This window comes from Brevibacterium pigmentatum (assembly GCF_011617465.1).
In the GTDB taxonomy this organism is placed as follows: Bacteria; Actinomycetota; Actinomycetes; order Actinomycetales; family Brevibacteriaceae; genus Brevibacterium; species Brevibacterium pigmentatum.
Window position 1 is genome coordinate 116,745 of sequence record NZ_CP050153.1, and the last position, 18,596, is coordinate 135,340.

At 66.5% G+C, this 18,596-nt stretch carries 16 protein-coding genes; 12 read left to right on the plus strand and 4 right to left on the minus strand.

Features of this window, described 5'->3' with window-relative positions; translation table 11 throughout:
• The first annotated feature begins 15 nt into the window (after positions 1–15).
• A complete protein-coding gene (locus GUY30_RS00490) occupies positions 16–1,269 on the plus strand; it encodes an aminopeptidase P family protein (protein WP_167193168.1) in 1,254 nt (417 codons plus the stop codon).
• A gap of 28 nt (positions 1,270–1,297) precedes the next feature.
• Positions 1,298–1,996, plus strand: a complete 699-nt coding sequence (locus GUY30_RS00495; protein ID WP_167193169.1) for an IclR family transcriptional regulator — start codon at positions 1,298–1,300, stop codon at positions 1,994–1,996.
• 60 nt (positions 1,997–2,056) lie between these two features.
• Here GUY30_RS00495 and GUY30_RS00500 read toward each other — a convergent pair whose 3' ends face one another.
• Positions 2,057–2,719 carry a GntR family transcriptional regulator gene (locus tag GUY30_RS00500; protein WP_167193171.1) on the minus strand — a complete coding sequence of 221 codons (663 nt, stop codon included), beginning with the start codon at positions 2,717–2,719 and terminating at the stop codon, positions 2,057–2,059.
• Positions 2,720–2,855: 136 nt separating this feature from the next.
• Here GUY30_RS00500 and glyA point away from each other — a divergent pair, with 136 nt between their 5' ends.
• The 8 genes from glyA to GUY30_RS00540 all read left to right on the plus strand — a co-directional run bounded on the left by glyA (position 2,856) and on the right by GUY30_RS00540 (position 12,495).
• Entirely contained in the window at positions 2,856–4,217 is a 1,362-nt protein-coding gene (gene glyA, locus GUY30_RS00505) for a serine hydroxymethyltransferase (protein ID WP_167193173.1), read from the plus strand.
• On the plus strand, positions 4,217–5,434 hold the full coding sequence (locus tag GUY30_RS00510) for a sarcosine oxidase subunit beta family protein (protein ID WP_039211579.1): 1,218 nt from the start codon (positions 4,217–4,219) through the stop codon (positions 5,432–5,434). The genes glyA and GUY30_RS00510 overlap by 1 nt, the downstream gene beginning before the upstream one ends.
• Positions 5,435–5,456: 22 nt before the next feature.
• Entirely contained in the window at positions 5,457–5,747 is a 291-nt protein-coding gene (locus GUY30_RS00515; protein ID WP_167193175.1) for a sarcosine oxidase subunit delta, read from the plus strand.
• Entirely contained in the window at positions 5,744–8,671 is a 2,928-nt protein-coding gene (locus GUY30_RS00520) for a 2Fe-2S iron-sulfur cluster-binding protein (RefSeq protein ID WP_167193177.1), read from the plus strand. Before GUY30_RS00515 ends, GUY30_RS00520 begins: the two co-directional genes overlap by 4 nt.
• Positions 8,664–9,389: a sarcosine oxidase subunit gamma gene (locus GUY30_RS00525; RefSeq protein WP_167193179.1), complete on the plus strand. Its 726-nt coding sequence runs from the start codon at positions 8,664–8,666 to the stop codon at positions 9,387–9,389. The genes GUY30_RS00520 and GUY30_RS00525 overlap by 8 nt, the downstream gene beginning before the upstream one ends.
• Complete coding sequence (locus tag GUY30_RS00530) at positions 9,389–10,837, plus strand: L-serine ammonia-lyase (protein WP_167193181.1); 1,449 nt, start codon at positions 9,389–9,391, stop codon at positions 10,835–10,837. The genes GUY30_RS00525 and GUY30_RS00530 overlap by 1 nt, the downstream gene beginning before the upstream one ends.
• Positions 10,838–10,879: 42 nt before the next feature.
• A complete protein-coding gene (gene purU / locus GUY30_RS00535) occupies positions 10,880–11,734 on the plus strand; it encodes a formyltetrahydrofolate deformylase (RefSeq protein ID WP_167193183.1) in 855 nt (284 codons plus the stop codon).
• 80 nt (positions 11,735–11,814) lie between these two features.
• Positions 11,815–12,495 carry a GntR family transcriptional regulator gene (locus tag GUY30_RS00540; RefSeq protein WP_167193185.1) on the plus strand — a complete coding sequence of 227 codons (681 nt, stop codon included), beginning with the start codon at positions 11,815–11,817 and terminating at the stop codon, positions 12,493–12,495.
• A 22-nt stretch (positions 12,496–12,517) separates the two neighbouring features.
• On the opposite strand, the gene GUY30_RS00545 is transcribed toward GUY30_RS00540, so the two are convergent.
• The 3 genes from GUY30_RS00545 to GUY30_RS00555 form a co-directional block, all read right to left on the minus strand.
• Positions 12,518–13,501 (minus strand): Ldh family oxidoreductase, encoded by a 984-nt coding sequence (locus GUY30_RS00545; RefSeq protein ID WP_167193187.1) that lies wholly within the window; start codon positions 13,499–13,501, stop codon positions 12,518–12,520.
• Positions 13,502–13,551: 50 nt separating this feature from the next.
• Positions 13,552–14,475 carry an IclR family transcriptional regulator gene (locus GUY30_RS00550; RefSeq protein WP_167193189.1) on the minus strand — a complete coding sequence of 308 codons (924 nt, stop codon included), beginning with the start codon at positions 14,473–14,475 and terminating at the stop codon, positions 13,552–13,554.
• A gap of 88 nt (positions 14,476–14,563) precedes the next feature.
• On the minus strand, positions 14,564–15,802 hold the full coding sequence (locus tag GUY30_RS00555; RefSeq protein WP_167193191.1) for a PucR family transcriptional regulator: 1,239 nt from the start codon (positions 15,800–15,802) through the stop codon (positions 14,564–14,566).
• A 249-nt stretch (positions 15,803–16,051) separates the two neighbouring features.
• On the opposite strand from GUY30_RS00555, the gene GUY30_RS00560 reads away from it, so the two are divergent.
• Positions 16,052–17,554 carry a long-chain-fatty-acid--CoA ligase gene (locus tag GUY30_RS00560; protein WP_167193193.1) on the plus strand — a complete coding sequence of 501 codons (1,503 nt, stop codon included), beginning with the start codon at positions 16,052–16,054 and terminating at the stop codon, positions 17,552–17,554.
• A gap of 134 nt (positions 17,555–17,688) precedes the next feature.
• On the plus strand, positions 17,689–18,495 hold the full coding sequence (locus tag GUY30_RS00565; RefSeq protein WP_167193195.1) for an ABC transporter ATP-binding protein: 807 nt from the start codon (positions 17,689–17,691) through the stop codon (positions 18,493–18,495).
• The last annotated feature ends 101 nt before the right edge of the window (positions 18,496–18,596 follow it).

Here is an 18,596-nt window from a genome sequence, read left to right on the forward strand (position 1 = left end):
GAATAGGAGAAACCCATGACCACCTTTGCTGACAACGCCTCCGTCGCTGACCTCGAGCGGCTCAAGGTCCTCCACAACGGGTCCAAGACACCGCTGGCCTTCTCCGATGGGGAGATGGAGCGGAGACTGACCGGACTGCGCGCCATTATGGCCGAGAAGGAGCTCGACGCAGTGGTCCTCACCTCTTATCACAACATCAAGTACTACTCGGACTTCCTCTTCACCTACTTCGGTCGCTCATATGCCATGGTCGTCACGGCCGACGACACGGTGACGATCACCGCGAATATCGATGCAGGCATGCCGTGGCGAACCAGCTACGGGGAGAACATCGTGTACACGGATTGGCGTCGTGACAACTACTACTACGCGATCCAGGAGGGCCTGCGTCAGCGCGGAATCGGAAACCCGCGCCGTCTCGGCGTCGAAGACGACAACCTGCCCCTCGAGAATCGCAACAGGCTCCAAGATGCCTTCCCTGCAGCGGAACTCGTCGACATCTCGAAGGAGTCGATGCGCCAGCGGATGATCAAGTCACCCGAGGAGATCGAGGTGATCAAGCACAGCGCTCGAATCGGCGACCTCGGCGGTGAGGCGATCAAGGCCGCCATCACCGAAGGCATCAGCGAGTACGAACTCGCTCTCATCGGCACTGAGGCGATGACTCATGAGATCGCTAGGACTTTCCCTGACCAGGAGATCCGTGATACCTGGGTGTGGTTCCAATCGGGTATCAACACCGATGGCGCGCACAATTGGGCGACGACCCGCAAGATCCGAAAAGGTGACATCCTCAGCCTCAACTGCTTCGCCATGCCGACCGGCTATTACACCGCGCTGGAGCGCACACTCTTCTACGGAGAGCCCAACGCTCGGTCGCTCGAGCTGTGGAACGTCAACGTCGAAGTGCACAAACGCGGAATCGAACTCATCAAGCCCGGCGCTGTGTGCAAGGACATCGCCGCCGAACTCAATGAGATCTACTTCGAGCACGGACTCTTCGAAAACCGCACCTTCGGGTACGGACACTCATTCGGAGTGCTCAGCCACTACTACGGGCGTGAGGCCGGGCTTGAACTGAGAGAAGACATCGACACCGTCATCGAGCCGGGAATGGTCATCTCCATGGAGCCGATGATCACCATTCCCGAGGGGCAGCCGGGTGCCGGCGGTTACCGCGAACATGACATCGTCGTCGTCGGGGAAAGCGGTTCCGAGGACATCACGAAGTTCCCGTTCGGGGCCGAACACAACATCATTCCGGCCTGAGGCACCGGCTGGCGAATATACTCACACCATGTCCCGACAATCGCCTGACAACCCACGCCGCGGTGCCTCGGTCATCGAAAACACCGTCGCCATCCTGCGCTGTTTCGCGCCGGACCGACAAGAGCTCGGTGTCACCGAGATCGCACCGCGCGTGGGGCTGCACAAGAGCTCGGTGTCGCGGATTCTCGCCTCACTCGAGCAGGAGGGGATCGTCGAACAGGCGCCGTCCAGGCGGTATCGGCTGGGTCTGGGAATCATCGCGATCGCGGGCCCTCTGTTGGCCGATCTTGATGTTCGCAGGGCAGCATATCCCATCCTGCAGGCACTCACGCAGGCCACTTCCGAGACGAGCGCGCTGATGGTGTGGGACGGCGCCGAGGCGGTCACCGTCGAACAGGTTCCGAGTCCCGAGCCGGTCAAGCACACGTCGAGTCTGGGGTCGCGATATCGGACGGAGGGAAGTGCCTCGGTGAAGGTGTTCCGCAACGCCGGCGACGGCCCGGATCGCGCCGGCGGACCCGCCTATGCACTCAACGATGCCGAAACCTCTCCGCACGAGGTCGGCATCGCCGCACCCGTGCACGACCATCGCGGTGAAGTGGTCGCGGCCGTCCTCATCGCCGCACCGAAGTTCCGCACCGATGCGCCCCGCATCGCCGAGCTCGGCAAACACTGCGTTCAGGCGGCGGAGCGGGTCTCGCTGCGCCTCGGCGGTTCAGGGAGGTAGTGAATCTGCATCAGTGTGCGATGACGGGACCGTGAAGCGCGGGTCCAGTTCTGGCCGGGCTCAGCGCAAGGTGGAGCGGACGGTCTTGTCGAACTCGCGGACGTGCTCGGCGGCGCGGGCGGCCACGGTCTGTTCGTCCCCGTCGAGGATCGCCTCGAGCAGATCGATGTGCTCGCGGATGTGAGTGATGAGATCCGGAATCCCCGGGATGACGAGGCACCAGATGCGAGTAGCAAGGTCGTCGAGGCGGATGAGCGTCTCCGATAGGTGCGGATTGTCCACTGAGCTGTAGATGAGGCGGTGGACGTCGAGATCGCGTTCCATGAGGGTCCGCTGCTCGTCGGTCGCCTCGAGTGCCTTGAGATCGGCGATCGCTGCCGTGAAATCCGCGCGACGCTCCGGCGTGAGGTTGCGAGCCGCGCGCCTGGCGGCGATGGGCTCGAGTGCTTCGCGCATCTCGGAGATCGTCGACAGATCGGTGAGGTCGACGTTGGTGGCGAAGGTGCCGCGCCGCGGATAGGACACCACGAGATGATCGCGTTCGAGTCGCTTGAGGGCCTCGCGGATCGGCGTGCGGCCGACCTCGAGCTCGGCACTGAGGGCCGCCTCGTTGATCGGATCGCCCGGAGCGATGTCGAGCATGATGAGGCGGTGGCGGAGGATCTCATAGGCGTGATTCGCCAAGGACGTCGTCGGTGACGTCGCGTCGGCGGATGTGCTCATGAGAAGACTCCTCCCAATCTCTGCGGGAAACGTATTGCGCTGGCTGGAATTCTCTGCCTACACTACAGGAACGCATCTGATATATTAGTTGCCGATCAGCCGAAGGAGGCTGGCTGCAGCAGGTCGAAGGAGATCCATGACAGAGCAACTCGCACACCCCGCCGACGTGGCAGAGGCCTTCCCCAGCCGCGAACCCGTCGAGCTGAGCACCTCGATCGCCGAACTCGATCCGCAGATCGCCGGATTCATCGACGCCGAACTGGCCCGGCAGCGCGAGGGCCTGGAGATGATCGCCTCGGAGAACCACACCTCCTCGGCCGTCATGGAAGCTCAAGGGTCGGTGCTCACGAACAAGTACGCCGAGGGCTACCCGGGTCGCCGCTACTACGGTGGCTGCGAACACGTCGACGAGATCGAACGCATCGCCATCGACCGCGTCAAGGCCCTCTTCGGCGCCGAACACGCGAACGTCCAGCCGCACTCCGGCGCCCAGGCCAACGCCTCGGTCATGCACGCCCTCATCCGCCCCGGCGACACCGTCCTCGGACTCAACCTCGCTCACGGCGGCCACCTCACCCACGGAATGAAGATCAACTTCTCCGGCCGCCTCTACTCGATCGTCCCCTACGGCCTCGATGCCGAGACCGGACGCGTCGACATGGTCGAGGTCGAACGCCTCGCCCACGAGCACCAGCCGAAGCTCATCGTCGCAGGCTGGTCGGCCTACACCCGGCAGCTCGACTTCGCCGAATTCCGCCGCATCGCCGACTCCGTCGGTGCCTACCTCATGGTCGACATGGCTCACTTCGCCGGACTCGTCGCCGCCGGCCTCCACCCCTCACCGGTCCCGTACGCCCATGTCGTGTCCTCGACGACGCACAAGACCCTCGGCGGTCCTCGCGGAGGCATCATCCTCACCAATGACGCGGACGTCGCGAAGAAGATCAACTCCGCCGTCTTCCCCGGCCAGCAGGGCGGACCCCTCGAACACGTCATCGCCGGAAAGGCCGTGGCCTTCGGTCTGGCCGCCACCGACACCTTCGTCGACAAGCAGAAGCGGACCCTCGCCGGCGCCTCCGAGCTCGCCCGCCGCCTGACCGAAGACGACGTCGCCGAACGCGGAATCTCCGTCCTCACCGGCGGCACCGACGTCCACCTCGTCCTCGTCGATCTGCGCAACTCGACCCTCGACGGAGCCCAGGCCGAAGATCTGCTCGCTCAGATCGGCATCACCGTCAACCGCAACGCCGTCCCCGACGACCCGCGACCGCCGATGGTCACCTCCGGTCTACGGATCGGCACCCCGGCGCTCGCCAGCCGCGGATTCGGCAGCGAAGCATTCGCCGAGGCGGCCGACATCATCGCCGAGGTGCTCAAGGCCGGCACGGACGAGAGCGGCGCGAGCCCGGAGATCATCGCCGAACTGAGCGAACGCGTCACCCGACTGGCGAACGACCACCCCCTGTACCCCACCCTCACCGAGATCGGAGCACGCTGATGGCTGACCAGCTTCCCGAACACCCCGACTTCCTGTGGCGCAACCCGGAGCCGAAGAAGTCCTACGAAGCCGTCATCGTCGGCGGCGGCGGACACGGACTCGCCACCGCCTACTACCTGGCGAAGAACCACGGAATGACGAACATCGCCATTCTCGAGCGCGGCTGGCTGGCCGGGGGCAACATGGCCCGCAATACGACGATCATCCGTTCGAACTACCTCTGGGACGAATCCGCCGCGATCTACGAGAAGTCCCTCAAGCTCTGGGAGCAGCTTCCCGAAGAGCTCGACTACGACTTCCTCTTCTCCCAGCGCGGCGTGCTCAACCTCGCCCACACCCTCCAGGACGTCCGCGAATCCCAGCGTCGGGTGAATGCGAACACGCTCAACGGCGTCGACGCCGAATGGCTGGACCCCCAGCAGGTGAAGGAAGTCTGCCCGATCATCAACATCGGCGACGACCTCCGCTATCCCGTGATGGGCGGCACCTACCAGCCGCGCGCCGGCATCGCCAAGCACGACCACGTCGCCTGGGCCTTCGCCCGCAAGGCCGACGAGATGGGCGTCGACATCATCCAGAACTGCGAGGTCACCGGCATCGAACGCATCGGCGACCAGGTCGTCGGCGTGCAGACGAACCGCGGACCGATCGCCACGGAGAAGGTCGCCCTGGCCGTGGCCGGCGACTCCTCGGTGCTCGCCGACATGGCCGGGATCCGCCTGCCGATCCAGACCCACCCGCTGCAGGCGCTGGTCTCCGAACTCTTCGAACCCGTGCACCCGACCGTGGTCATGTCCAACCACGTCCACGTCTACGTCTCCCAGGCGCACAAGGGCGAACTCGTCATGGGCGCCGGCGTCGACTCCTACAACGGATACGGCCAACGAGGCGGCTTCCACGTCATCGAGGAACAGCTGGCCGCCGCGGTCGAGCTGTTCCCGATCTTCGCCCGCGCCCATGTGCTGCGCACCTGGGGCGGAAACGTCGACGTCACCCTCGACGCCTCACCGATCGTGTCGAAGACCGAGGTCGACGGACTCTACGCCAACTGCGGCTGGGGCACTGGCGGCTTCAAGGGAACACCGGCGGCCGGCTTCACCTACGCCCACACCATCGCGAACGATGAACCCCACCCGCTCAACGCCCCATTCGCCCTCGACCGCTTCGAAACCGGCCACCTCATCGACGAACACGGCGCCGCAGCCGTGGCCCACTGAGCGGAAGGAAAGAGACACCGACATGCTGCTCATCCACTGCCCGAACTGCGGGCCACGCGACGAAACCGAATTCCACTACGGGGGACAGGCGCACGTTCCCTACCCCGAAGACCCGCACGCCCTGACGGACAAAGAATGGGCCGAGTACCTCTTCTACCGTGAGAACAGCCGCGGCGCCTTTGCCGAGATGTGGAGCCACAGCGCCGGCTGCCGAAAGTGGTTCAATGCCGTCCGTGACACGGCCACCTACGACTTCGCGGCGATCTACCCGATCGGCTCGCCCCGTCCCGACACCCAAGGAGAGGTTCGATGACGAACACCACCCGTCTGCACTCCGCGTCTCGACTGTCCTCTGCCACCGGCATCGACACCGCCCGCCCGATCGATTTCACCGTCGACGGACAGTCCTACTCGGGCTTCGCCGGTGACACGATCGCCAGTGCGCTCATCGCCGCGGGCCGCATCGACTGCGGCAACTCGACCTACCTGGGACGTGCTCGCGGCATCCTCGGCGCCGGCGTCGAGGAGTCCAATGCGCTCGTCCGCGTGTATTCCCGGTACTCCGGAGACGTCTCCGAATCGATGCTGCCCGCCACCCGTGTCGCCATCGCCGAAGGACTCGAGGCCGACTACCTCGCCGGACTCGGCATCCTCGACCCCGGCCAGGACGAACTGACCTACGAACACAAGCACGTGCACACCGACGTCCTCATCGTCGGCGCAGGCCCCGCCGGACTCGCTGCGGCCAGGGAAGCCGGCAAGTCCGGTGCGCGCACCCTGCTGCTCGACGACCAGTCCCTGCCCGGCGGCTCGCTGCTCGCGGCGGGACCGGCCACGGCCGAAACGATCGACGGCGTCGACGCCCTCGCCTGGGTCGAGTCCACCGTCGCCGGGTTCGCCGAGCACGAAGAGCTCACGTACGTGAAGAACACGACCGTCTTCGGCAGCTACGACTCGAACTACTTCGTCGCCCTCGAAGACCGCACCGATGCCGTCGCCGCTGCTGGTGGCCGCGGAGTGCGCCAGAAGGTCTGGCATATCCGCGCCGGTCAGGTCGTGCTCGCCACCGGCGCCCACGAGCGTCCGATCGTCTTCGCGGACAACGACCGACCCGGCATCATGCTCGCCTCGGCCGTGCGCACCTATCTCGGCCGCTTTGGTGTGGCCGCCGGTGACCAGGTGGCGGTGGCGACGACGAACGACTCCGCCTATGACCTCGTCACCGACCTCCACGCGGCAGGCATCACCGTCCCCGCGGTCATCGACTCCCGTCCGACCGCGTCGGCGATCGCCGAATCCGTCACCGCAGCCACGGGCACCCGGCTCATCCTCGACTCCGCCGTCACCGGCACCGCCGGTGAGGGACCGGCCGGTCGGGTCAGTGCGATCACCGTCGCAGCGCTCGACGATGACGGCGTCGCGGCTGCTGAGGGTGAGGAGATCGCCGTCGATCTGCTCGCCGTATCCGGCGGCCACTCACCGGTCATCCATCTGCACGGTCAGCGCAAGGGCGCGATCCACTGGAACGTCGACATTGCGGCCTTCGTGCCGACGACGCCCGTGCGTGACCAGTTCACGGTCGGATCCGTGACCGGGGACTACTCGCTCGAAGCGGCTCTGCGGCAGGGCGCCGAGGCGGGGAACCAGGCGGCGAACCGCACCGGCTTCCCGGCCGCGCTCACCGTCCCTGCCGCCTCGGCGATGGCGTATGCCCCGGCGCGCCCATTGTGGCTGGTCACCTCGGCGCAGGACGATCACCAGAACCTGAGCACTCACTTCATCGACTTCCAGCGTGACCAGACCGTCGCCGACGTGCAGCGGGCGATGGGCGCAGGCATGCGCTCGGTCGAGCACATCAAGCGCTACACCTCGATCTCGACGGCGAACGATCAGGGCAAGACCTCAGCGGTCAACGCCATCGGCGCGATCGCCTCGGTGCTGGGGGAGGCCGACGACCTCGGCCAGGTCGGGCACACGACCTTCCGCGCCCCCTTCGCACCGGTGCCCTTCGCGGCACTGGCCGGACGACGCAAGGGCGAACTCTTCGACCCAGCCAGGGTCACCTCGATCCACTCCTGGCACGTCGCCCACGGCGCCGAGTTCGAAGACGTCGGGCAGTGGAAACGGCCCTGGTACTACCCGAAGCCGGGCGAGGACATGGAGGCGGCGGTGCTGCGCGAGGGCAAGGCCGTGCGCGAATCCGTCGGATTCCAGGACGCCTCGACGCTCGGCAAGATCGAGATCCGCGGGAAGGACGCCGGAGAGTTCCTCGGCCAGATCTACACGAACGGCTTCAAGAAGCTCAAGGTCGGAAAGGGTCGGTACGGGCTGATGTGCAAGCCCGACGGCATGGTCTTCGACGACGGTGTGACCCTGCGCGTGGCCGAGGACCGCTACTACATGACGACGACCACCGGCGGGGCTGCGACCGTCCTCGAATGGCTCGAGGAATGGCATCAGACCGAATGGCCCGACCTCGACGTCGTCTTCACCTCGGTGACCGAACAGTGGTCGACCGTCGCCGTGGCCGGACCCCGGTCCCGCGACGTCATCGCCAAGCTCGCCCCGAACCTCGACGTGTCGAACGACGCTTTCGAGTTCATGGGCTTCCGCGAGACCACCCTGGCGAACGGCATTCCCGCCCGCATCTGCCGGATCTCGTTCTCCGGCGAGCTCGCCTTCGAGATCAACGTCGACACGTTCTATGGGCTGGCCGTCTGGGAAGCCGTCGCCGAGGCGGGCGCCGAGTTCGACATCACCCCATACGGCACCGAGGTCATGCACGTGCTGCGTGCCGAGAAGGGCTTCATCATCGTCGGACAGGATACCGACGGCACCGTCACCCCGCAGGACGCGGGCATGGAATGGATCGTGTCGAAGGTCAAGGACTTCATCGGCAAACGCTCCTACTCCCGGGTCGACACGGCCCGCGAAAACCGCAAGCACCTCGTCGGGGTGCTGCCCGTCGACGGCACGACCCGTCTCGCCGAGGGCGCCCAGCTCATCGCTGCGGGCACTCCCGTCACACCGGAGGACGGACCGGTGCCGATGATCGGCCACGTCACCTCGTCCTATATCTCGCCGAGCCTCGACCGGCCGTTCGGACTCGCGCTCGTCGAGAACGGCCGCAACCGCGAAGGTGAGATCGTCAAGTCCCCCTTCGGCGACACCCTCGTCGACGTCGAGATCACCTCTCCCGTCTTCTACGATCCGGAAGGAAACCGCCGCGATGGCTGACACCACCTATTCCACCCCTTCGACGGCACAGTCCCCGTCCGCCGCGGCTGCCACGGCAGAAACCGGCACCGCGGGCACCGGGTCGAGCGGACTCGATGATCTGCGGGTCTCTCCGGCCGCGCACCTGGCCGGGCTGATGTCCGAGGCGAGCGCGGCGGGCGGCCGCAGCGTGGGCTTGCGCGAACTGCCCTTCACCGTGCAGATCGGCCTGCGGGCACAGCCGGATTCCGCATCATGGAAGTCGCTCGAGGACACGTTCGGCCTGCGCCTGCCCCGCGGCGTCGGTGAAGTCACCGGTGACCCGGAGGCCCAGCACGTGCTGTGGCTGAGCCCCGACGAGTTCCTCGCCGTCGACGTCTCCCGCTGCCAGGAGCCCGGTGAGACGATCGTCGCCGAGGCGGGACTCGAGGGACTGCCCGGACAGGCCGTCGATCTCTCTGCCAACCGGACGATCCTCGAACTCACCGGTGAGAAGGCCCGCGAGGTGCTCGAGAAGAGCTGCCGCGCCGATCTCCACCCCCGCGCCTTCGGAGTCGGCACGGCGATCGTCACCGCGCTGGGACCCGTCCCGGTCATCCTCCATCACAGCGGTGAGGACACGTACCGGATCTACCCGCGGGCGAGCTTCGCGGACTTCGCGGTCCGCTGGCTGCTCGACGGTATGGCGGAGTTCCTCGCCGACGGACAGATTCCCGGGCCCGAAGAGGGAGCCGGCTGATGAGCCTCGGGGTCCTCGATCTGTTCTCGATCGGCATCGGGCCCTCGTCCTCGCACACGGTGGGCCCGATGCGTGCGGCGGTGCGCTTCGTCGACGAACTCGCCGAGGCGGGCCAGCTCGACCGTGTCGATGCGGTCCGCGTCGGACTCTTCGGTTCCCTCGGTGCGACGGGCATCGGACACGGCTCGGACTCCGCCGTGCTCGCAGGGCTGAGCGGTAAGGAACCCGAAACGCTCGACCCGGATTCGGTGGGCCCGCTGGTCGCCGAGATCCGCGAGAAGGGGTCGCTCCGCCTCGGCGGGCGAAAGGACGTGCCCTTCGACGTGGCGTCAGATCTCACCCTGCACCTGCGGGAATCCCTGCCCGGCCATCCCAATGGGATGCGCATCAGCGCCGAGGCGGACGGTGAGCTCATCGAGCGCGACTACTACTCCGTGGGCGGGGGATTCGTCGTCACCGACGACGAGCTCACCGCGGAGAAGGACGCTGCCGAAGCCATCGACGCAGCAGCCGGCGGGTCCGGTGAACAGCGGAGGGACGGGGACGTCATCGACTTCGCCACGGCCGACGAGCTGCTCGAGCAGTGTCGGACACACGGGCTGAGCATCGCCGAGCTCATGGCGGTCAGCGAACGAGCCCGCCAGTCCGATGAGACCCTGCGGGCGCGGCTGCTCGAGATCTGGTCGGTGATGCGCGAATGCGTGCACAACGGCTGCACCCGCAGCGAAACGACCCTGCCCGGGGGACTCAAGGTGCGCCGTCGGGCCCCCGAGCTGAAGGCGAAGCTCGAAGCCGCGGACTACCGGGCCTCGGGGTCGCTCGACGCTCTCGAATGGGTCAACCTCTACGCGTTGGCCGTCAACGAGGAGAATGCCTCGGGCGGGCGGATCGTCACCGCCCCGACGAACGGCGCGGCGGGGATCATCCCCGCGGTCCTCCATTACATGGACCGGTTCGTCACCGGCGGCGGGGGCGCCGACTCCGAAGCTGCGGAAGCGAGCGCGGGTGACGACGCCGTCGTGACGTTCCTGCTCACGGCGGGGGCGATTGGGATCCTGTTCAAACGCAATGCGTCGATCTCCGGCGCCGAGGTGGGCTGTCAGGGCGAGGTCGGATCGGCCTGTGCGATGGCTGCCGCAGGACGGTGCGCCGTGCTCGGCGGAAGTCCCGAGCAGGTGGAGAACGCCGCCGAGATCGGGCTCGAACACAACCTCGGGCTCACCTGCGATCCGGTGGGCGGCCTCGTGCAGGTGCCGTGCATCGAACGCAACGCCATCGCCTCGGTGAAGGCGATCAACGCGGCCCGGCTGGCCATGCACGGCGACGGCTCCCACCGGGTGAGTCTCGATCAGGCGATTGAGACCATGCGGCAGACTGGAGCCGATATGAAATCGAAGTACAAGGAGACATCGCGCGGCGGACTCGCCGTCAATGTCGTGGAATGCTGAGTAGAGCACCAGGCCCCACCCCACCGACAGGAAGACAAGGACATGCAGGACTACATCTTCACTCTCGAATGCGCCGAGCGCCCCGGAATCACCCATGCCGTGACCGGTGCCCTGCTCACCCACGGAGGGGATATCAAGGAACTCAAACAGTTCGACGACCAGTCGACCCAGCAGCTGTTCCTGCGCATCGACTTCAGCGTCTCCGATGAGCCCGGCAACGGTGTCGAGGCTCTACGGACCGACTTCGAGGCGATCGGCGAGGAGTTCGGGGCGACCTGGCAGCTGTGGCCGCAGGGGGAGAAGCGGCGGGTGCTCATCATGGTCTCGAAGTTCGAGCACTGCCTCAACGATCTGCTCTTCCGCGCCCGCGTCGGCGAGCTGCCGATCGAGATCGCGGCCGTCGTGTCGAACCACCCCGACCACCGTGAGCTCGTCGAATGGCACGGAATCCCGTTCTTCCGGGTTCCGGTGACGAAGGAGACGAAGCCCGAGGCCGAGGCGAAGCTGCTCGAACTCGTCGATCGCTTCGAGGTCGACCTCGTGGTGCTCGCGCGCTATATGCAGATCCTCTCCGACGACCTCGCCCGCGAACTCACCGGACGTGCCATCAACATCCACCACTCGTTCCTGCCGTCCTTCAAGGGCGCGAAGCCGTACCACCAGGCTTGGGAGCGGGGAGTGAAGACCGTCGGGGCGACCGCGCACTTCGTCAACAGCGAACTCGACGAGGGCCCGATCATCGCCCAGCAGCTCGTCGAGGTCGACCATGCCTTCACCCCCGAGGACCTCGTTGCGGCCGGCCGCGATGCCGAATGCAAGGCCCTGTCCAATGCCGTGAAGTGGCACTGCGACGGCCGCGTGTTCCTCTCGGGCAAGAGGACCATCGTCCTACGCTGAGCGATCGGCGATTTGCAGCTGAGTTGGACGGAGGCCATGAGCTCACTGCATGCCGCCTCGGCGTGGATAGACTGTCGACTATGAGCGAGACCCAGACCGAGATCGGCCCGCGCGTCGGCGACCAGGTGTTCGAGGCGCTGCAGGCGAGCATTCTGTCAGGCGAATATCGCAGCGGGGATCGTCTGCGGATCCGCCAGCTCGCGGCGTCCCTGGGCACGAGCGTCATGCCCGTGCGGGAGTCGCTGGCCCGGCTCGAGGCGGTCGGGCTCGTCGAGACCAGCCCGCACCGTGGAGCGGTGGTCAAGACCTTCACCGCCGAGGAGCTGCTGCAGATCTACTCCGTGCGTCGCATCCTCGAGGTCGAGGCGACGGTCCAGGGTGCTCAGAAGCTCGATGAGGTGGGCCGGGCACGATTGGATGAGGAATTCGCGGCGATGGAGGCGGCTCTCGACTCCGGCGATGCCTCGAAGTACCTCGACCACGACGAAGAGCTGCTTGCGACGATCTATTCTGCCTCGGGCAATCCCGTCCTCGCCGAGACGATCCGGGCTCTGTGGCTGCGATGCCGGGCCTACAAGCTCGTCGGAGCGAGGCTCGAGATCGCCGCTGCGGACACGGTGCCGCTGCTCAAACATCAGCGCCGACTCATGGACGCCGTCGACGCGGGAGACCCCGCAGCAGCCGCCAAGGTGACCGAGGAGTCCTTCGACGACGCCGTCCGTCGTATTCGTGCGGGACTGGGAGATCAAGCCGCCGTCTAGTTCGGAATCCGGTCGGCGAAACTCAGCTGCGGCTGAGGAGCGCCGAGTGGAGTTCGCGCGGGAGTTCGGCGACCTCGAGGGTGCGTTTGCGACCGAAATCGACGCCGAACTGCGAGTGCAGACGATCGAGGTGCTCGGCGACCCGCTTCGAGTAGTCAGGGTCGAAGGCGTCTGCCGCGATCGCGATGACGAACAGTCCCGTGCCCGGGTTCTCCTGTCCCGAGTCGAAGGCGGGTGCGTCGACGGAGAAGCGGCCCCCGCCATGGACGGCGAGGAGTTCGATCATGAGTGCGACATTGCTGCCCTTGACCCCGCCGAATGGCAGCAGGGAACCGGCGAGGGCGGCCTCGGCATCGACCGTGGCCGCCCCGTTCGGGTCCTGTGCCCACCCTTCGGGGATCGCCTCTGACCGATCGGCGGCGTCGCGGACGTTGACCCAGGCGGTCGCACTGGTCGCCTGGTCGAACATGCGCGGGCCGTCGGCATGGGGAACGGCGAACGAGAACGGGTTCGTTCCGGTCGCCGAGCCCGGTGAGCTGAACAGCGACATCAGCGCTGGTGAGTTGGCCCCTGCCAGCGCCACCAGGCCTCGCTCGGCAAGCCGTGTCGTGTAATAGCCGAGTTCGCCGGCAGTGAAGGCATTGGAGATGTTGAGGACCGAGATGCCGAGCTTCGCGGCAGACGCGGCGAAGTCATCGACAACTGCGTCGAACGCGAGCTGCGCAGTGCCGCGGTCGGCGTCGACATGGTGTGCTGCGGGCAGACGATTCGTCACTCGCGGCTGTGCCTGCCCGTTGATGCGGCCGGCTTCGAGCCCATCGAGGTAGTCGAAGAGGTGCGCCGTGCCGACGGCGGTCTTGCCGCGGCGCTCTGCGGCCACGGTCGCCTCGGCCAGGGACTGCGCCAGTGCGGTCGACCCGCCGGCCGCGGTGATCGCAGCGATGCACAGGTCGCGCAGTTCGGTGATCGGCAGGGACACGGTCGTGGAATCAGGAGGCTCCGGCATGCCCTTCACGCTACCGGAGTCCGCCTCCTGCGCCGGCGCTGAGGGGCGGCTCAGAGGTCGCCGGAGTTCGGGTCGTGGACGGGATGGGAGCTCAGCACCTCGGCGATGGCCTTCGCTTCCCGGCGCAGCAGAGCGACGAGGCGTTCGACCCGTGAACCCGTGACGCGATCGGCGATCGAAGCGATCGACAGAGCCGCCTGCGGGCGGGAGCCGCGGATGCGCAGCGGCACCGCCACCGCCCACGACCCCTTGGCGAAGAGCCCCGGATTGTGGACGAAGCCGTCGATGCGGGCCTGATCGATGATGTCGCGCAGATGCGGGACGGAGACCTTCGGATACCTTTCGGCAAGGATCTCGGCGTTGGCCTCGAACTGGGCGTCCACCTCGGCGGGGGAGAGCTCGGAGAGGATCGCCAGCGATCCGGCCCCGATGCCCAAAGGGTGTCGGTCGCCCACGGACAGGGCGTTGTTGAAGATCTCACCGAAACCCTCCTCGCGGCGGGCGCAGATCGAATAGCTGCCGGTGCGCAGAGTGAGGAACACGGTGTCCTGACTGAGTTCGGCCAAGCGCAGCAGACTCGACTCGGACTCCGTGACCAGGGGATCCACCGATTTCTGGGCCAGCTGACCCAGGATCTGCGATTGCACGCCGAGGCGGTATCCGCCCTCTTCGAGGCGTTCGACGTAGCCCATGGCGATGAGCGCCTGGAGCATACGGTGGACGCTGGCCTTCGGACGGCCGCTGATCGACGCGAGCTCGGACAGACTCGCGCCCTCACGTCTCTCACCGGCGATGAGGCCGACGAGGTTGAGCAGAGTCAGCGCGCGTTGGATGCTCTGTGCGCCGGTACCGGGTTCGAGACTGTCGACGGCGTGGGCGACATTGAAGGACGCGGACCGGCGCAGAAGCCGACCGCGCATCTTGATGCGGTACTCCTCACGGAGGTCCTCATTCGAATCGGCGGCATCATGCATGCCTCCATTATGGCCCGGGTCTGAACCTGCGCCGGCCGCAGACTCAGCTGAATTGACCGACGAGGAGCCGCCTCGGTGCGGGGATCGTTCAATTCGAGGTCGGGACGTTTCCGCGCGCGGTGAGCATACGGATGGCGATGATCGTCTCCTGCAGATCCGTGAAGCTGCGGACGTTGCGGCCGGTGCGGTCGGCTGCGGTGTCGAGCCGGTAGTACGCGGTGTTCACGTGGACGTGGAGGTGCTCGGCGGCGAGTTTGGCGTTGAGGTCACACGCCGCGTATTCGAGCAGCGTCTCGATGAGGACACCGCCGGCGGCGAGATCGTCCTCGACGAACCGGCGCAGTTCGGGCCGGATGATGCGGTGGGCGACCTTGTCGTCGAGGGTGACGAGGTAGTCGATCGGGGTGAGCGCATGCAGCGACCTCACTCCTGGCACACCGTTGAGACTCTCCTGCGCGAGCACGGCCTCGCGGTACGCCTCGGGCACACGGTCCAGACCCTCGTGAACGGTGGAGGTGCCCACGCACAGGTCGGTGCCGTGGCGGGACAGCTCCCGGTGGACCCGTTCGAGATCGGCCAGGGTGGTCGTCCCGTCGGAAGTCACCGGCGTGATGCCGACGATCTGATCCTGGAGGACCACGGCGATGCCACGACGGCCGAAATCGAAGACCGAGCGCAGGGCGGTGATGACCTCCCGCATCCCTCGATCATCACGCAGCGGCGTCTGCGAGGTGGCCGTTGCGACGAGCACGCGCGAATCCGGGCGGAGGTCGGACACCTCGGCGAGGTCCGCGCTCGGCCCCGGTGCCAAGCGGCGACCGGAGAGCAGATCGTCGACGAGGTCACGGCGGACCCGGTCGCCCTCAGCCATCTCAAGCTGCTGGGTCTCGAGGTAGGCGACGGCCCCGACGGAGCTGCCGACCTCGATGACGCTCATGACGTGGATGGCGATGTGCAGCGCCTCATCGCGGGTCTCCTGTTCGGAATCCGAGGCATCGACGATCGCCTCCCACAGGGTCTCCTGACCGATCCGGAAACCGGTGAGGAAGTCCGGCAGAGTCACGCCCTGCCGCAGTCGCCGCCGGGCCTGGGAGGCGGTGATCGGGAAGTCCCCGGCGGTCGCGCGGCGGCCCTCCTCCAAGGGGGTGAGCGCGGCTTCGAAGACGGTGAACGTGTGTGCGGTGAGATCCTCGGCGAGGTTCTTGTCCGGGCTGGCCGGATAAGCGGGCACTTCCCGCCAGGTGCGACTGACCGAACGTTGGACCGTGGCCGGCAGCGTTGCTCGGACACGGTCGACGATGCGCAGGACGAGTGGATTGGCGACCATGGCAGAAGCTTACGGGCATACTTGTCGTCCGACCACAATCGATGACTCGTGTTTCTGTTGCACATCCCGTTGCCCGACCCTGCCGGCAACGGCAGTATGGGCACCATAGAGCCGGACGGCGGGAGCCGAACGGGAGTCGGACCCGTCCGCTCAGTCGACTCTTCTCCTGTGCTGGGGCCACAACCAGTGGTGGTTCCAGCACCAGCTCCGAGCCGATCAACGACGAACGAATCAAGCCTGGAGGAAGCGATGACCAACCTCGCCGCCAATCTCACCGCCACCGCAAGCCGGCACGGACAGCGACCTGCCGTCCGCCTCGGCCATTCCGTGCTGACGTATGCGCAGCTGCAGGACCAGGCGCAGCAGGTGGCGACGATGCTCAAGGACAGGGGAATCGGGCCCGGCGACCGCGTCGGACTCGTCCTGCCCAACGTCCTCGAATTCCCCGTCCTCTTCTACGGGGCGCTGTCCGTCGGCGCCATCGTCGTGCCGATGAACCCGCTGCTCAAGGACCGCGAGGTGCAGTACTACCTCGAGGATTCCGGGGCCCAGATCGTCTTCGCGTGGAAGAATATGGCGGGTGAGGCCGGGAAGGCGGCGGCCGCGGTCGGCATCGAATGCGTGCGAGTCGATCCCGCCGACTTCGCCGATCAGCTCTCCGCCTTCGATCCTACGACCGAAGTGGTGTCCCGAGCCGACGACGACACCGTCGTCCTCCTCTACACCTCGGGCACCACCGGGCAGCCGAAGGGTGCGGAACTCACCCACTTCAACATGATGAGCAACGCGGCCGTCACCGCCGAGACCCTCACTTTCCTCACCGAGGAGGATATGGTCATGGGCTGCCTGCCGCTGTTCCACTGCTTCGGCCTGACCTGCGGACTCAACGCCTCCGTGCTCAGCGGATCCTGCCTCGCCCTCATCCCGCGCTTCGACCCGATCGAGGCCCTCGAGACCATTCAGGAAGCGAAGGTCAGCATCTTCATCGGTGTGCCGACGATGTACGCGCGCATGCTCAACGCCGAAGGGCGGGAGAACTTCGACGTCTCCAGCCTGCGCTCATGCATCTCCGGCGGATCGGCGATGCCCGTCGAAGTGATGAAGAACTTCGAGTCCGCCTTCGACTGCATCATCCTCGAAGGCTACGGGCTGTCCGAGACCTCCCCGGTCGCCTGTTTCAACCAGCCGGGAATGGAACGCAAGACCGGCACCATCGGCGTGCCCGTGCGCGGAGTCGAGATGAAGCTCGTCGACGATGACGACAACGACGTTCCCGTCGGTGAGATCGGCGAGATCGCCATCAAGGGCGAACCCGTGATGAAGGGGTACTGGGGACGACCGGAGGCGACAGAAGTGGCCATCCGCGACGGATGGTTCCACTCCGGCGACCTCGCCGAGCAGGACGAGGACGGCTATTACACGATCGTCGACCGGAAGAAGGACCTCATCATCCGCGGCGGCTACAACGTCTATCCGCGTGAGGTCGAGGAAGCGCTCTACGAGCACGAAGCCGTCGCCGAGGCGGCTGTGATCGGCATCGCGAATGACGACCTCGGTGAGGAGATCGGGGCCGCCGTCGCCCTCAAAGCTGGCAGCAGCGTCGACGCCGAAGCGTTGCGTGAGTTCGCGAAGGACCGCGTCGCCGCGTACAAGTACCCCCGCAATGTGTGGATCGTCGACGAGCTGCCCAAGGGCCCGACCGGCAAGATCCTCCGCCGCGAGATCTCGGCACCGGAGGACGCTCTGAACTGAGCTTTCGGCGCACTCGGATCCACGATGCGGAACGGCGGTCTCCCAACTCCGCGACCGCCTCGGCGAGGGGAGGCCTAGAATCGGATCGGCCCCATCGGACGGTGGGGCCGTCGATTTTGAGAGGTGAGTGAGACGTGGCCGAGACCGTCCTCGACATTGCCGATGTGACGTTCCGACGTGGGCAGACGCAGATCCTCCACGGCATCGATCTGCGCATCGCCGCCGGCGAGCACTGGGTGCTCATCGGGCCGAACGGGGCGGGGAAGTCGACGCTGCTGAGCTTCGCCTCGGCGCAGGTGTTCCCGACCTCGGGCACCGTCGACATCCTCGGATCTCGGATGGGGCGGGTCGAACTCGCCGCTCTGCGTCGACTCATCGGGCATGTCAACCCGCGCCATCCGCTGAGGTCGAACCTCACCGTGCGCGAGGTCGTGCTCACCGGGCTGACCGGCACCGTCGAACGCCCCATGCGGTGGGAGCCCACACCTGCCGATATCGCGAAGGCCGATGCCCACATCGCCGAGGTGGGCTTGGATTCCCGTGCCGATGCCGGGTGGAGTGTCCTGTCGCAGGGGGAACGGGGCCGTGCCCTCGTGGCGCGGGCACTCGTCGCCGATCCGCAGCTGCTGCTCTTCGACGAACCGACCACCGGTCTCGACGTCGCTGCCCGCGAGCAGCTGCTCGAGACCATCGACGACCTGTCCGTGCGCTCGCCGGAGCTGTCGACGCTGCTGGTCACGCATCATCTCGAGGAGATCCCCGAGACCACCACTCACGCCGCGCTCATCTCCGAAGGATGGCTGACAGCTGCGGGCCCCATTGCCGAGGTGCTCACCTCCGAGCAGGTCTCCGCCGCCTTCGACCACCCGATCGAAGTGGGCTTCGCTGACCGCCGCTGGTCAGCCCGCGCGGTCCGGGTCCACGCTGCTGACGCTGGGTGACGGAGAGGCCTCCGGGTCCGTCATCACGTTTTGTGCAGATACACGGGTTTTGCCCCGATGATCAGTTCAGCGAGTGATGAGGCAGGGGACAGAACCTGATG

Excerpts from the sequence above, each read along its gene's own strand:
- GUY30_RS00530 (WP_167193181.1), top strand. The coding sequence starts at position 9,389 with ATGAGCCTCGGGGTCCTCGATCTGTTCTCGATCGGCATCGGGCCCTCG.
- GUY30_RS00510 (WP_039211579.1), top strand. The coding sequence starts at position 4,217 with ATGGCTGACCAGCTTCCCGAACACCCCGACTTCCTGTGGCGCAACCCG.
- GUY30_RS00515 (WP_167193175.1), top strand. The coding sequence starts at position 5,457 with ATGCTGCTCATCCACTGCCCGAACTGCGGGCCACGCGACGAAACCGAA.
- GUY30_RS00520 (WP_167193177.1), top strand. The coding sequence starts at position 5,744 with ATGACGAACACCACCCGTCTGCACTCCGCGTCTCGACTGTCCTCTGCC.
- purU (WP_167193183.1), top strand. The coding sequence starts at position 10,880 with ATGCAGGACTACATCTTCACTCTCGAATGCGCCGAGCGCCCCGGAATC.
- GUY30_RS00525 (WP_167193179.1), top strand. The coding sequence starts at position 8,664 with ATGGCTGACACCACCTATTCCACCCCTTCGACGGCACAGTCCCCGTCC.
- GUY30_RS00540 (WP_167193185.1), top strand. The coding sequence starts at position 11,815 with ATGAGCGAGACCCAGACCGAGATCGGCCCGCGCGTCGGCGACCAGGTG.
- glyA (WP_167193173.1), top strand. The coding sequence starts at position 2,856 with ATGACAGAGCAACTCGCACACCCCGCCGACGTGGCAGAGGCCTTCCCC.
- GUY30_RS00500 (WP_167193171.1), bottom strand. The coding sequence starts at position 2,719 with ATGAGCACATCCGCCGACGCGACGTCACCGACGACGTCCTTGGCGAAT.
- GUY30_RS00550 (WP_167193189.1), bottom strand. The coding sequence starts at position 14,475 with ATGCATGATGCCGCCGATTCGAATGAGGACCTCCGTGAGGAGTACCGC.
- GUY30_RS00555 (WP_167193191.1), bottom strand. The coding sequence starts at position 15,802 with ATGGTCGCCAATCCACTCGTCCTGCGCATCGTCGACCGTGTCCGAGCA.
- GUY30_RS00545 (WP_167193187.1), bottom strand. The coding sequence starts at position 13,501 with ATGCCGGAGCCTCCTGATTCCACGACCGTGTCCCTGCCGATCACCGAA.
- GUY30_RS00490 (WP_167193168.1), top strand. The coding sequence starts at position 16 with ATGACCACCTTTGCTGACAACGCCTCCGTCGCTGACCTCGAGCGGCTC.
- GUY30_RS00495 (WP_167193169.1), top strand. The coding sequence starts at position 1,298 with ATGTCCCGACAATCGCCTGACAACCCACGCCGCGGTGCCTCGGTCATC.
- GUY30_RS00560 (WP_167193193.1), top strand. The coding sequence starts at position 16,052 with ATGACCAACCTCGCCGCCAATCTCACCGCCACCGCAAGCCGGCACGGA.